Source organism: Agromyces cucurbitae, assembly GCF_058349945.1.
This window is the reverse complement of the sequence record NZ_JBYRES010000001.1, coordinates 172,679-185,693: the sequence shown is the minus strand read 5'-3', so window position 1 is coordinate 185,693 and position 13,015 is coordinate 172,679. Positions and strand designations below refer to the sequence as shown.

16 protein-coding genes are annotated in these 13,015 nt (G+C 69.3%); 13 read left to right on the top strand and 3 right to left on the bottom strand.

The annotated features are described in order from the left end of the window. Positions 1 to 62: 62 nt before the first annotated feature. The 7 genes from AC3RJ6_RS00965 to dnaB all read left to right on the top strand — a co-directional run bounded on the left by AC3RJ6_RS00965 (position 63) and on the right by dnaB (position 6,655). Positions 63 to 1,499, top strand: coding sequence for a CCA tRNA nucleotidyltransferase (locus tag AC3RJ6_RS00965; protein WP_491424983.1), 1,437 nt, complete (start codon positions 63 to 65; stop codon positions 1,497 to 1,499). Between the two features lie 433 nt (positions 1,500 to 1,932). Next, positions 1,933 to 2,712 carry a hypothetical protein gene (locus AC3RJ6_RS00960; protein WP_491424982.1) on the top strand — a complete coding sequence of 260 codons (780 nt, stop codon included), beginning with the start codon at positions 1,933 to 1,935 and terminating at the stop codon, positions 2,710 to 2,712. A 311-nt stretch (positions 2,713 to 3,023) separates the two neighbouring features. After that, complete coding sequence (gene rpsF / locus AC3RJ6_RS00955) at positions 3,024 to 3,395, top strand: 30S ribosomal protein S6 (protein WP_244856132.1); 372 nt, start codon at positions 3,024 to 3,026, stop codon at positions 3,393 to 3,395. A 5-nt stretch (positions 3,396 to 3,400) separates the two neighbouring features. Then, on the top strand, positions 3,401 to 3,907 hold the full coding sequence (locus AC3RJ6_RS00950) for a single-stranded DNA-binding protein (protein ID WP_491424981.1): 507 nt from the start codon (positions 3,401 to 3,403) through the stop codon (positions 3,905 to 3,907). 68 nt (positions 3,908 to 3,975) lie between these two features. Next, positions 3,976 to 4,236, top strand: coding sequence for a 30S ribosomal protein S18 (rpsR, locus tag AC3RJ6_RS00945; RefSeq protein WP_231429260.1), 261 nt, complete (start codon positions 3,976 to 3,978; stop codon positions 4,234 to 4,236). Between the two features lie 11 nt (positions 4,237 to 4,247). Beyond that, positions 4,248 to 4,700, top strand: a complete 453-nt coding sequence (rplI, locus tag AC3RJ6_RS00940; protein WP_491424980.1) for a 50S ribosomal protein L9 — start codon at positions 4,248 to 4,250, stop codon at positions 4,698 to 4,700. A gap of 584 nt (positions 4,701 to 5,284) precedes the next feature. After that, positions 5,285 to 6,655, top strand: a complete 1,371-nt coding sequence (gene dnaB / locus AC3RJ6_RS00935; RefSeq protein ID WP_491426200.1) for a replicative DNA helicase — start codon at positions 5,285 to 5,287, stop codon at positions 6,653 to 6,655. Between the two features lie 38 nt (positions 6,656 to 6,693). Here the strand turns inward: dnaB and AC3RJ6_RS00930 are convergent, their stop codons facing one another. Both AC3RJ6_RS00930 and AC3RJ6_RS00925 read right to left on the bottom strand, forming a co-directional pair. Next, positions 6,694 to 7,146 carry a hypothetical protein gene (locus tag AC3RJ6_RS00930; protein ID WP_491424979.1) on the bottom strand — a complete coding sequence of 151 codons (453 nt, stop codon included), beginning with the start codon at positions 7,144 to 7,146 and terminating at the stop codon, positions 6,694 to 6,696. A gap of 118 nt (positions 7,147 to 7,264) precedes the next feature. Next, positions 7,265 to 7,891 carry a TetR/AcrR family transcriptional regulator gene (locus AC3RJ6_RS00925; RefSeq protein ID WP_491424978.1) on the bottom strand — a complete coding sequence of 209 codons (627 nt, stop codon included), beginning with the start codon at positions 7,889 to 7,891 and terminating at the stop codon, positions 7,265 to 7,267. An 81-nt stretch (positions 7,892 to 7,972) separates the two neighbouring features. Between AC3RJ6_RS00925 and AC3RJ6_RS00920 the strand changes: the two genes are divergently transcribed. Both AC3RJ6_RS00920 and AC3RJ6_RS00915 read left to right on the top strand, forming a co-directional pair. Further along, a complete protein-coding gene (locus tag AC3RJ6_RS00920; RefSeq protein ID WP_491424977.1) occupies positions 7,973 to 8,353 on the top strand; it encodes a DUF1761 family protein in 381 nt (126 codons plus the stop codon). Positions 8,354 to 8,366: 13 nt separating this feature from the next. Then, on the top strand, positions 8,367 to 8,654 hold the full coding sequence (locus AC3RJ6_RS00915) for a DUF1905 domain-containing protein (RefSeq protein ID WP_491424975.1): 288 nt from the start codon (positions 8,367 to 8,369) through the stop codon (positions 8,652 to 8,654). Positions 8,655 to 8,951: 297 nt separating this feature from the next. Here AC3RJ6_RS00915 and AC3RJ6_RS00910 read toward each other — a convergent pair whose 3' ends face one another. Beyond that, positions 8,952 to 9,317: a cupin domain-containing protein gene (locus tag AC3RJ6_RS00910; RefSeq protein ID WP_491424974.1), complete on the bottom strand. Its 366-nt coding sequence runs from the start codon at positions 9,315 to 9,317 to the stop codon at positions 8,952 to 8,954. Positions 9,318 to 9,500: 183 nt separating this feature from the next. On the opposite strand from AC3RJ6_RS00910, the gene AC3RJ6_RS00905 reads away from it, so the two are divergent. The 4 genes from AC3RJ6_RS00905 to AC3RJ6_RS00890 are packed head-to-tail and all read left to right on the top strand — an operon-like array spanning position 9,501 to position 12,967. Further along, complete coding sequence (locus AC3RJ6_RS00905) at positions 9,501 to 11,705, top strand: cell wall-binding repeat-containing protein (RefSeq protein WP_491424972.1); 2,205 nt, start codon at positions 9,501 to 9,503, stop codon at positions 11,703 to 11,705. A gap of 49 nt (positions 11,706 to 11,754) precedes the next feature. Then, positions 11,755 to 12,198 carry a YdeI/OmpD-associated family protein gene (locus AC3RJ6_RS00900; protein WP_491424971.1) on the top strand — a complete coding sequence of 148 codons (444 nt, stop codon included), beginning with the start codon at positions 11,755 to 11,757 and terminating at the stop codon, positions 12,196 to 12,198. Between the two features lie 37 nt (positions 12,199 to 12,235). Beyond that, positions 12,236 to 12,781, top strand: a complete 546-nt coding sequence (locus tag AC3RJ6_RS00895; RefSeq protein ID WP_491424970.1) for a putative immunity protein — start codon at positions 12,236 to 12,238, stop codon at positions 12,779 to 12,781. 18 nt (positions 12,782 to 12,799) lie between these two features. Further along, positions 12,800 to 12,967, top strand: a complete 168-nt coding sequence (locus tag AC3RJ6_RS00890; protein ID WP_491424968.1) for a hypothetical protein — start codon at positions 12,800 to 12,802, stop codon at positions 12,965 to 12,967. Positions 12,968 to 13,015: the final 48 nt, after the last annotated feature.

Genomic DNA, 13,015 nt, shown 5'->3' with positions numbered 1-13,015 from the left:
GGCGTCCGCTCGGAATCGGGGGTCGCCGGGGCGGTTCGCCGCGCCCGCTTAACATAGGGGGCATGCAGAGTGTCGCGGCAGCCCTCGACCGTCTGGCCGAGCAGGCGGCTTCGCCGACCGTCGCTCCCCTCGCCGAGGCCTTCGCGGCGGCCGGGCGCGAACTCGCCCTCGTCGGCGGTCCCGTGCGCGACGCGTTCCTCGGCCGGTCGACGAACGACCTCGACTTCACGACCGACGCGAATCCCGACGAGATCCTCGCAATCGTGAAGCCCATCGCCGACGCGCACTGGGACATCGGCCGCCAGTTCGGCACCATCGGCGCGCGCATCGCGGGCGAGACCGTCGAGATCACCACCTACCGCGCCGACTCGTACGACGGGGCGTCGCGCAAGCCCGAGGTGGTCTTCGGGGACTCGCTCGAGGGCGACCTCACCCGGCGCGACTTCACGGTCAACTCCATGGCGCTTCGGCTGCCGCAGCTCGAGCTCGTCGACCCGTCGGGCGGCATCGAGGACCTGCTCGCCGGGGTGCTGCGCACGCCGTCGCCGCCCGAGCAGTCGTTCGGCGACGACCCGCTGCGCATGATGCGGGCCGCTCGCTTCGCCGCCCAGCTCGAGTTCGAGGTCGAGGCCGGCACGCTCGCCGCGATGTCGGCGCTCGCGCCCGAGATCGACCGCATCTCGGCCGAACGCGTCCGCGACGAGCTGTCGAAGCTGCTTTCGACGAGGTCGCCGGCCCGAGGCATCCGCCTGCTCGTCGACACCGGCATCGCCGAACGGGTCCTGCCCGAGGTGCCCGCCCTGCGCCTCGAGCGCGACGAGCACCACCGCCACAAGGACGTCTACGAGCACAGCCTGACCGTGCTCGATCAGGCGATCGACTACGAGATCGAGCGCGGCGTGCTCGACTCCCCCGACCTCGTGGTGCGGCTCGCCGCGCTGCTGCACGACGTCGGCAAGCCCGCGACCCGGCGTTACGAGTCGGGCGGAGCGGTGAGCTTCCACCACCACGACGTGGTCGGCGCGAAGCTCGTGAAGAAGCGGCTGCGGGCCCTGCGGTACGACAACGACACCGTGGCCGCCGTCGCCCGGCTCGTCGAGCTGCACCTGCGATTCTTCGGCTATGCGGATGCCTCGTGGTCGGACTCGGCCGTGCGCCGCTACGTGCGCGACGCCGGCACCGCCGACCAGCTCGAACGGCTGCACATCCTCTCGCGCGCCGACGTGACGACGCGCAACCGCCGCAAGGCCGACCAGCTCGCGTTCGCCTACGACGACCTCGAGGAGCGCATCGCGAGGCTCGCCGAGGAAGAGGAGCTCGCCGCCGTGCGCCCCGAGCTCGACGGGCAGCAGATCATGGCCGCGCTCGGCATCAGGCCTGGCCCCGTCGTCGGCGAGGCCTACAAGTACCTGCTCGACGTGCGCCTCGACGAGGGACCGATCGGCGAGGATGCCGCGCGCGAGCGCCTGCTCGCCTGGTGGGCGGCGCGCGGCGCCTAGTGCGCCCGGCGCGCGCCCGGCGCCCGGCGCCCTGCGCCCTGCTCGCGCCGGCGCGCCCAGCGCCCTGCGCGACGACTGTGACCGTTTCGACCGAGCGTGGCCGAGCGATCGGCAACGCTCGGCCGGAACGGCAACAGCCGGGGGCGGGCGAGCAGACGTCCCACTCGTCCTCCACAGGGGATGTCTCGGCGGGATGATCCACGGGATCTGACCCACCGCGGGAAACGGGCGCGCTGCGTGCCAGCGTTGCCGCGTGGACTCGACGGGCAGGCGCGCGACCGACCTCATCACGACGCGGGCGCTGGCGCTCGAAGGGCGCGACCCGCGGGCAAGCTCCCGAGAACTCACTCGCCTTCGCCGCGGGGTCTTCGTGAGCTCGGAGGCGTGGGCTTCGGCGGGCCATGACGAGCGTCACCTGCTGAGGCTCAGGGCGGTGCTCGAGACACGGCGAATCGACGCGGTGCTCTGCAACGTGTCGGCCGGAGTGGTGTGGGGCCTCCCGATCATCGGACCCCATCGCGACTCCGTTCATCTCGTCGCACCGGCGCGCTCGGGTGTTCGCACCAAGAACGGCGTCGTCTGGCACCACGAACCCGTCGCCGATGACGAGATCGTCGAGCACAGCGGGTTCCGGGTGACGAGCTTCCGACGAACCGTCATCGACCTCGTGCGGTCGCTGCCGTTCGCCGCGGCGGTCGCAGTCGTCGACGTCGCGCTCGATGCGGGGTCACGGCATCCCCAGCATCGGTCGCTCGTCGGCGTCTCGCGCGAGGAGCTGTTCGGGGCCGTCGAAGCGCTTTCGGGGAGGCGCGGGGTCCGATCGGCGCGCGCCGTCGTGGAGTTCGGCGACGGCCGGTCGGGATCGCCGGGCGAATCGATCAGCCGCGCGAACATGCACCTGCTCGGGTACCCCGCACCTGAGTTGCAGGTCGCGTTCCCACGCGATGGCCGCGGCCGCGACATCGTCGATTTCGACTGGCCGGAGTTCGGGGTGTTCGGGGAGTTCGACGGACTCGGCAAGTACCTTCGGCCCGAGTACCTGAACGGGCGTACGACGGCCGAGGCCGTGCTGCTCGAGAAGGAGCGGGAGAACCGCGTGCGTCACCACCGTCCCCTCGGAGCCCGCTGGGACTGGGTTGCGGCATTACGGCCCCCGCTGCTCGACGCCGAGCTCCGCCGCGCGGGGTTGCGCCCTGTTCGCGGTCGGAGATGAGCACCAACCCGTATGCGGCGAGTGTTTCCGTTTCGACCGAGATGTATCGAGCTCGCGACGGCACTCGGTCGAAACGGAAACACTCGCGGGAGCGGGAGCGGGAGCGGAAACACTCGCGGGAGCGGGAGCGGGAGCGGGAGCGGGAGCGGGAGCGCGGCGCCGGCGGCCGAATGGCGCGGGCGCGAGGCATCCGTTACCATGGACAGGTTGCCCGTGCGCCTCGATTGCGAGGCCTCCTCGGTGCGACGTATGCACAACCCTCCTGCTGCAGAGATCCTGTAGCCGCTGAGTCCGAAGGAGGTGGGTTAGTCATGCACCAGTACGAGCTGATGGTCATCCTCGATCCCGAGATCGACGAGCGCACCGTTGCTCCCAGCCTTGACAAGTTCCTCAACGTCATCCGTAACGATGGCGGCACCGTCGACAAGGTCGACATCTGGGGACGTCGTCGCCTGGCTTACGAGATCAACAAGAAGTCCGAGGGCATCTACGCCGTCGTCGACTTCACCGCCGAGTCGGCGACCACCAACGAGCTCGACCGCCAGCTGAACCTCAGCGAGGCCGTCATGCGCACGAAGGTGCTCCGCGCCGAAGAGGCGATCGCCCAGGTCGCCGCGCACGCCAAGGCGCAGGAGGCGAAGGCCGCCAAGAAGGCCGCCGCCGCTGCGAAGAAGGACGCCTAGTCCCCATGGCCGGCGAGACCATCATCACCGTGGTGGGCAACCTCACTGCAGATCCCGAGCTGCGCTACACGCAGAACGGGCTGGCGGTTGCCAACTTCACCATCGCCTCCACTCCCCGTACGTTCGACCGTCAGGCGAACGAGTGGAAGGACGGTGAAGCGCTGTTCCTGCGCGCGAGCTGCTGGCGTGAATTCGCCGAGCACGTCGCCGGATCGCTCACCAAGGGTTCGCGGGTCATCGCTTCCGGGCGTCTCAAGCAGCGTTCCTACGAGACGAAGGAAGGCGAGAAGCGCACCACCATCGAGCTGGAGGTCGACGAGATCGGCCCCTCGCTCCGGTACGCGACCGCCCAGGTCACTCGTGCGCAGTCGAACCGCGGTGCGGTCGGCGGCGGCTCCTTCGGGGGCGGCCAGTCCGACGACGCGTGGGCTCCCTCGGCGCCCGCCCAGCAGGGCGGCGGCGACGTGTGGAACACCCCCGGCACCAACTACGGCGACGAGACGCCCTTCTAATACTCACGCGGGTGAGTGTCGCGGCCGGGCCGCGCACCGACACCCGCAACACCTAGACAGGATCAGAAATGGCTGGAAAGAGCAGCGGCGACCGCCGCAAGCCTCGCGGCGGCAAGGGCGCGAAGAACGCCGCCCCCGCGAAGTCCATCAAGGTCGGCGTCATCGACTACAAGGATGTCGCCACCCTTCGCAAGTTCATCTCGGAGCGCGGCAAGATCCGTGCCCGTCGCATCACCGGTGTCTCCGTGCAGGAGCAGCGCCTCATCGCCCGCGCCGTGAAGAACGCGCGCGAGATGGCCCTCCTGCCCTACTCGGGCTCCGGCCGCTAAGGAGCACGACAATGGCAAAGGTTATTCTCACGCACGAGGTCTCCGGCCTCGGTACGGCCGGCGACGTCGTCGAGGTCAAGAACGGCTACGCGCGCAACTACCTGGTTCCCCAGGGCTTCGCCACGCCGTGGACCCGCGGTGGCGAGAAGCAGGTCGAGCAGATCAAGGCGGCCCGTGCCGCTCGCGAGCTGCACTCGCTCGAGGACGCGCAGGCCCTCAAGGCCAAGCTCGAAGAGGGCAAGGTCAAGCTGGCCGTCAAGGCCGGCCTCGGCGGCCGCCTGTTCGGCTCGGTCAAGACCTCGGATGTCGCGGCTGCGGTCGAGGCCGCCGGCCTCGGCTCGGTCGACAAGCGCAAGATCCAGATCCCGTCGCCGATCAAGTCGGTCGGCGACCACGAGGCGACGGTTCGTCTGCACGACGAGCTCACCGCCACGATCACCCTCCAGGTGGTCGCCGCGAAGTAACTTCGCACACGATCGCGAGCGGCGGTCGGGGGCTTCGGCTCCCGGCCGCCGCTTCGTCATGTTCGGGATGCCGCCACCCGCGCCGTACCCCGGTCGCAGGTGCCCGATCGGGGTACGGATCCGTCCCCCGTGGGAGCGGTCCCCCGGCGCTCCGCGAAGCCGCGTTTTCTACACCCGCGGGGCCGTCGCCCGCAACCCCACTTGCGGGTTTCCTGTGATGGTTGTGCACAGGTGGAGAACGGGGTGTGGAGATCTTTCCAAGAAGTTTTCCCCCACAGGTGTGGAATCCGAGAATCCCTGATGAATCCAGAATTCAACTCGTGTAATTCACAAGATTTCCACAGTTGTCCACAGGTGGAGTGCACATGTTGATCGGCGTTTCGCCCAGATTGTCCCCAGAGTTATCCACAGGCTGGCTTGTGCTGTGGACGAGGCTTCCATATCGTGAAGCAGCGTCCCTCGATCAGTGAGTCCCCCCGAGGTCCGAGAGCACCGCCGGCAGGCATGTCGGCGGCTCCGGCGAGACTGAATCACGGGCGCGGGTCGCACGCCCGCCACAGGGGTCTGAATCGGAGGTCATGGAGTTGTCGATCGCGCACATCGGACTCGCCGAACCGGTCGACGAAGGTGCTCCCCGCGGCGAACGCGTTCCGCCGCACGACCTGCTCGCCGAGCAGAGCGCGCTCGGCGGAATGATGCTCTCGAAAGACGCGGTCGCCGACGTCATCGAGACCATTCGCGGCGTCGACTTCTACGTGCCGAAGCACGAGGTCATCTTCAACGCCCTGCTGACCCTGTACTCGCACGGCGAGCCGACCGACGTCATCGCCGTCACCGACGAGCTCACGAAGACCGGCGACCTGCAGCGCGCCGGCGGCGTCGAGTACCTGCACACGCTCACGAGCCTCGTGCCGACCGCGGCGAACGCCGGCTTCTACGCATCGATCGTCGCCGAGCGGGCACTGCTGCGCCGCCTCGTCGAGGCCGGCACGCGCATCGTGCAGATGGGGTACCAGGGCGAGGGCGAGGTCGTCGACCTCGTCAACAACGCCCAGGCCGAGATCTACTCGGTGACGGGCTCGGTCGAGACCGAAGACTACGTGCCCCTGTCCGACGCGATCGGCGTCGCCATCGACGAGATCGAGGCCGCGAAGCACACCGACGGCAAGATGGTCGGTGTTCCGACCGGGTTCGCCGACCTCGACGACCTGACCAACGGCTTCCACCCCGGGCAGATGATCATCGTCGCCGCGCGTCCCGCGATGGGCAAGTCGACGCTCGCCCTCGACTTCGCGCGCGCGGCCGCGATCACGAACGACCTGCCCGCCGTGTTCTTCTCCCTCGAGATGGGCAAGAGCGAGATCGCGATGCGCCTGCTCTCGGCCGAGGCATCCGTGCCGCTGCAGAACATGCGCAAGGGCACCGTCGACTCGCGCGACTGGACGACCATCGCCTCGACCCGCGGGCGCATCAACGACGCGCCGCTCTACATCGACGACTCCCCCAACATGACGCTCGTCGAGATCCGCGCGAAGTGCCGCCGGCTCAAGCAGCGCGTCGGCCTCAAGATGGTGGTCATCGACTACCTGCAGCTCATGACGAGCGGCAAGCGCGTCGAGAGCCGCCAGCAAGAGGTGTCGGAGTTCTCGCGTGCGCTGAAGCTGCTCGCGAAAGAGCTGCAGGTACCGGTCATCGCACTGTCGCAGCTGAACCGTGGCCCCGAGCAGCGCGCCGACAAGATGCCCGCCATCAGCGACCTGCGCGAGTCGGGCTCGATCGAGCAGGACGCCGACATGGTCATCCTGCTGCACCGCGAGGCCGCGTACGAGCGCGACAGCCCCCGTGCCGGCGAGGCCGACCTGATCGTGGCCAAGCACCGCAACGGTCCGACCCGAACGATCACGGTCGCGTTCCACGGGCACTTCTCGCGCTTCGCCGACATGGTGCAGGTGTAGCTCGCGCGCGTGCCCCGTCGTGTTGACGGGGCGACCGCTCAGCCGGCGGCCTTGCGGATGTGCTCGGCGACGCGCTTCTCGGTCTCGGGCGTGAGGGCGAGCAGTGCGAACGACGTCACCCAGATGTCGCCGTCGTCGAGCTGGGCGGCCTCCTCGAAGCCGAGCGTCGCGTATCGCGATTCGAACTTCGACGCGGGCTTGAAGAAGACGACGATCTTGCCGTTCGCGTCGGCGTACGACGGGAAGCCGTACCAGGTCTTCGGCACCAGGTGCGGAGCGACCTCCTTCACGATGCGGTCGATGCCCTCGGCGATGGCCCGGTCGTCGTCGGGCAGTGCGTCGATCGCCTCGCGGATGGCCTTCTCGCCGGCCTCGCGGGTCTCGCCGGCCTCGCGGGTCTTGCCGGCCTTCGCCTCGGCCCGCAGTTCTGCGGCGCGCTGCTTGACGGCGGCGCGTTCGTCGGCGGACAGGCCTTCGGTCTTCGTAGCCACGGGAGTGCTCCTTCTCGATTCGCAATGTCTGTTCTCGATCTGCCTTCACGCTACGGAATCGAGCACGGCGGCGCTTCTCGAATCCTGATCGGCTCGCCGGACCGGGTGCAACCCGTACTCAGCTTCGACCGCCGTACCGTGCGAGGAACAGCGCCACGGCCCTCGACGAGGCATCGGCCGCAGGTGCGGCATCGACGCCGAGCAGCGCGGCGTTCAGCGGGGCGCCGACGATGAGCCAGGTGAACTCCTCGGCCGCCGCGGTCGGGTCGTCGACGGTGAGCTCGCCGGCTCGGCGCAGCTCGTCGAACGTCTCCGCGAGGGCGGTGATGTTGCGCTGCCAGCTCTCTTCGAGATACCTCGCCGCGACCTCGGGTTGTTCTGCCGCCTCGTTGATGACGAGGCGACGCATCGCGACGACGGGCGGCGAGAGCACGCCGCGGAGGAGCGCGTCGCCGAGTTCGACGAGGCCCTGCTCCAGGTTGCGAGACCGCGCGAGCCGGTCGAGGGCGGGCCGCATCGCGTCGCGGCCGGCCGCCGCCCAGTCGGTGACGACGGCGCGATAGAGCGCGGACTTCGACGGGTGATCCCGGTAGAGCGAACTCTTCGAGATGCGCGCCCGCGCGGCGACCTCGCTCATCGTCGTGGCGGCGTAGCCGCGCTGCAGGAACACCGCGCGCGCCTCGGCGAGGAGCGCGGTGCCGGTCAGTCCGGGCGGTCGACCGCGGGCAGGAGTGGGAGCCGACATGAGCGCAGTTTAGTACTTGACAGGACTAAAAGATCGGGCGTACCGTAATCAGTACTCACCGGTACTGAAAGGCGGGAGTCCATGGCCATCGTCGGCGTCGCGCTCGCGACGATCATCTCGTTCGTCGCGAGCGCCGTGCTCTACGCACTTCCGCCCGTCTCGCGCCTCATCGCCGCCCACAGCACCGCGCGGCCGGGCGTCCCGGTCGTCATCCAGATGCTGCTCGTCGTCTTCCGCAGCCTCGTCGTGTCCTTGTTGGTGCTCGGGCTGATGGCCGCCGGCGGCTGGCACGGCACCGCGGCCGGCGCACTGCTCGGGCTGGCGCTCGCCTCCCTCCCGGCCGTGCTGCTGCTCGGCTCGGTGGTCCACGAGAACACCCCGATCCCCGTGGCCCTCGTCCACTTCACCGACTGGCTGCTGAAGCTCGTCATCATCGGTACCCTCGTCGGCGCCTTCATCTGATCGGAGCACCGAAATGACCGACACGAGCGGACCGCTCGACATCACCTTCATCTCGACCCTCGGCAAGGTGCGCGAGGGCGACACCTGGACGTGCGCCCAATTGCCCGACTCGGCGACGATCTTCGGCACGCGAGGCCTCGTGAAGGTCGCGGGCACGATCGACGGCGAACCGTTCGAGGGCGCATTCATGGCGCTCGGCGACGGCACGCACAAGCTGCCGGTGTCCGCAGCGATCCGCAAGCGCATCGGCAAGTCCGACGGCGACTCGGTCACGATCCATCTCACGCGGCGCCGAAACTGAGATTCGGAATCCCTATTCCGCTCAACGGAATCATGAGGTATGTTGAATCCGCCGTCCGGGCCGGTTGGGCGCCAGCCCGGGAGCGACGCCGCGACACCGGTGTCGGGGCCGCAGAGGCATGACGCACGGCGGTGGCGCCGACTCCCTTCGATGCCACCTCTTCGCCGCGGATGCCTCACCACTGAGACCCGCTGACCCGAGCGGGGCGGCTGAACTGATCGGTGCGGCCGGTCCGGATTGAGTACCCGGACCGGCCGCATTCCATTACGCCACCACGGCCGGACTGCCCGACGCCCGTCAGTCGAGCTCGCGCAGCGGCGAGGTCCGCTCTCCGCCCGCATCGCCCGTGTTGACGGTGCCACGCGGCTCGAAGAGCACGGCATGCACCTCGGTGTCGGCGCGCGGGCAGTGCTCCACGCCCTTCGGCACGACGAACACGTCGTCGGGGCCGAGCACGACATCGCGATCGCGCAGTTGGATGGTGAGCTCGCCGCTGAGCACCAGGAACAGTTCGTCGGTCTCGGGGTGGCTGTGCCAGACGAACTCCCCGAGCAGTTTCACGACCTTCACGTCGTAGTCGTTCACGCTCGTCAGCCGGTGCGGCTGCCACGGCTCGGGCACGGCGGCGAGGGCCGCCCTGAGGTTGCGCACTTCATCGCTCACTCTCTTGAGCCTAGGCGCGACGATCGGGATGCCGCACAGGCATCCCGTCGACAGACGCAGCCCTGCACCAGGTCAGGGCGCTGATAGGGTTGCGTCACTCTCCAGGTCCCGTCCCCCGAAGCGAGCCCGATGTCGCGTTCCATCAGCCGTTCCCTGCTTGCCGCGATCTGCGCGCTTCCGCTCGTGCTCGGCATCGCCGTGCCAGCCGCTGCCGCGGAGTCCACGGGCACCGTTCGCGGCACGATCAGCGACCCGGCCGGCGGGCTTCTCATCCGTGATGAGACGAACATCACCGTCTCGCTCTACCGCGGCACCGAGCTCAAGACCCCCGCCCTCACGAAGGATCTCGACCCAGCCGGTTACGGAGCGTTCGAGATCACCGGGGTTCCGGCCGGGCGGTACTCGGTCAAGTTCGACGTGCACGACTGGGGACATGTCGGGGAGTGGTGGGGAGACACCCGGCGGGCTGCCGAACGGGCCTTCATCGAGGTCACCGAAGGCGGAACGGTCGATCTGGGCGTGCGACTCTCGGCCACGGTCGCGCTGAGTGGTGCCATCACGGGCCGCGACGTGCCGTACTCCTCGCGCGCGGACATCCGTGTGAGCGCCACCAGCGGTGATGCGGAGCTCGACGCGTGGATGCACGACCGGGTCGACACGACGACCGTTCCCAGCACGTACGACGTGACCGGCCCGTACTCCCTGCGGCTGCTTCCCGGCACGTACGACCTCACATTCACCGACACGACGGGCGCGCATCGTCCGCTCACGGTTCCGGATGTCGTCGTGCCACCCCAGGGGGCCACCAGGGACGTCGTCCTCACGGCAGCTCGTGCCTCGATCGCGGGGACGGTCTCATTGCGAACGGCCTCCGGTGTCGCTCCGATGACCCCGGACTTCTTGCGCCTCTACAAATGGTCTGCGACCGCGGCGGACTGGATCGAGCCCACTGGATGGTGCGGCAGCAACGGCGAGGTCTTCTTCATCGACTGCCTCGGCGCCGGCCGGTACAAGCTCGCGGTCGGGTATTCCGGGGTGGAGACCTTCTGGGGCGGGGGTGACCTCGAATCCGCACGTGTGATCGAGCTGGCCAAGGATGAGTCCCGGTCGGGCATCGAAATCGTCGTGGACGATCCGGCAAAGTACTCGGGCGTGCTCGGAGTGAGGGCGTCGGACGGAAGGGTCTTCCCGCTCGTCGACGGACAAGTTGCTGTCTGGCGGAAGACGCCGACAGGCGACTTCACGCCGCTGCCGGTCTTGGATCGGCTCGAGACCACCGACGACGGCGAGTTCTACGGCTGGCTTTCGCCGGGTACCTATGTCTTCAAGTTCTGGGACGACGACTCTCCGTATAGCGGCGCTACGTACTACCGCGGAGCGCGCTTCTTCGACGATGCCACCGAGGTCACGCTCGGATTCGGTGAGCGGCGGAACCTGGGCACGATCGTGCTGCCTTCGCCGTCATTCACGGTCGGGCGGATCGCCGGCGACGACAGGTTCGCGACGGCGGTCGCGATTTCGAAGCGAGTCATCCCCGACGGGCAGCGGGCTCCGGTCGTCTACGTCACGAACGCGTTCGACTTCCCGGATGCGCTTGCGGCCGGCCCGGCCGCGATGCGCGCCGGCGGAGTCATCCTGCCGGTCTCACAGGCATCGGTGCCCGCTGAGATCGCGGCAGAGCTGCGACGCATCCGTCCTCGCCGCGTGGTCTTCGCCGGCGGGCGTGCGGTGGTCTCGGATGCGGTGCGGAGCGCGGTCGCGAAGCTGGTGCCGTCCGACGCCGCTCTCCGACGACTCGGAGGTGCGAGTCGATACGAGACCGCCGACCTGATCGTGCGCGGCGCCTTCGCGGAGGAGGGCAGCCGCTACGCGATCGTCGCGACCGGCAGGACGTACCCGGATGCGCTCGCCGCGGGACCCGCGGCCGGTCATCTCGACGCACCAGTCCTTCTCGTCGACGGCCAGCGCGGACTCCAGAGTGCGACGAAAGCGACGATCGGCGCGCTCGGCATCACGGACGTCTACATCGCGGGCGGCACCGGCGCCGTCGGTGCGTCCCTCGAGTCGGGCCTGAACGCCCTGCTGGGCGACGCGCACGTGACGCGACTCGCCGGGTGGGACCGAATCTCCACCGCCAACGCAGTCAACGACGCGATCTTCGACGAGACCGACACCGGATACCTCGCGACGGCAGGCGGATTCGCGGATGCGCTCGCCGGGGGTCCGCTGGCCGCGAAGGAGAACGCGCCGCTCTACCTCAGCGATGCCCGATGCATCAACGGTTGGACGATCGAAGGTCTCCGATACCGACAGATCGCTCGACTCACCCTGCTCGGCGGAACCGGGGTGCTGAGCAGCGGGGTCGCGAAGCTCACCGAATGCCGGTGAGCGCCTGAAACGACCGCGAAGCGCGACCCGCCTGCGGCAGGATGGCCGCATGGCCATCCGTTTCACGTCGACCGTCGAACCGCACGAGAAGATGCGCGGCCTCGAGGTGCCGCCCGAGGTCGTCGAGGCGCTCGGCGGCGGCAAGCGGCCGAGGGTCGTGGTCACGATCAACGGGCACACCTGGCGCACGCGCATCGCGATCATGCTCGGGCGCAACCTGATCGGCTTCAGCGACGCGAACCGCGCCGCCACTGGAGCCGAGGTCGGCGACGAGGTCACGATCGACCTCGCGCTCGACGACCAGCCGATCACCGTCTATGAGCCGGCCGAGCTCACGGCCGCGCTCGAGGCCGACCCGGCGGCTCGCGGCGCGTTCGACGCCCTCACCCCGAGTCAGCGTCGGCAGCACGCGCGCGTGATCGACCAGGCCAAGGGCGCAGACACCCGCGCCCGTCGCGTCGAGAAGCTGCTCGGCGAGCTGCACGGCGCCTGAGCCCGGGCGCGGTCGCCGCGATGGTAGGAATGGCAGGGTGCCGATCCTTCCGAAAGAGCGCGATCCGCGGCTGATCACGATCCGTCGCGGCGGAACGCTGACCGACGACCACCACCGCCTGCTCGCGGTGTGGGCGATCGCCTGCTCCGAGCACGTGCTGCCCCTGTTCGAAGCGGCCGAGCCCGACGATCCCCGGCCCCGCGAGGTGCTCGAGGTCGCCCGCGGCTGGGTGCGCGGCGAGGTTCGCATGAGGGAGGCGCACCGCGCAGCCTGGTTCGCCAATGCTGCCGGCCGCGGCCAGCCCGACCCCGTGAAGTACGCGGCGATGTCGGTCGGCCAAGCTGTGGTCGTCGCGCACGTCGCCGAGCACGAGCTCGGGGCGGCTGCCTACGCCATCCGAGCGGCAGCGGCGGCGGCCGCTGCCGCTGTGGCGGCCGGCAGTGACGGTCCGGATGCCGCGGAGCGGGCCAGGCTCGCCGAGCGAGACTGGCAGCGGGCGCAGTTGCCGGCCGAGATCCGCGAGCTCGTGCTCGAGGACCAGGCTCGTCGCAGCGGCATCTGCTGGAACGTCTTCGACGACTGACACGCGCTCGGGACGTAGATGTTTCGCGGCGCAGGCGCCGAGGCCGGGTGGGGCGTGCTCGTGATGGGCTTCGGTGACCGTGGGCTCGCCGATCGCGCTGTGCCTCGTAAGATGCGCGCCGGGGCGGCCGTCGTGTTCGGCTCGATGTTCGGCTTCGTGGGCGTCGTGCTGAGCAAGCGGTCGTGATCGGGTCGATCCCGACCCGGCAGCCGGATCCTGCACCCGCCGCAATCA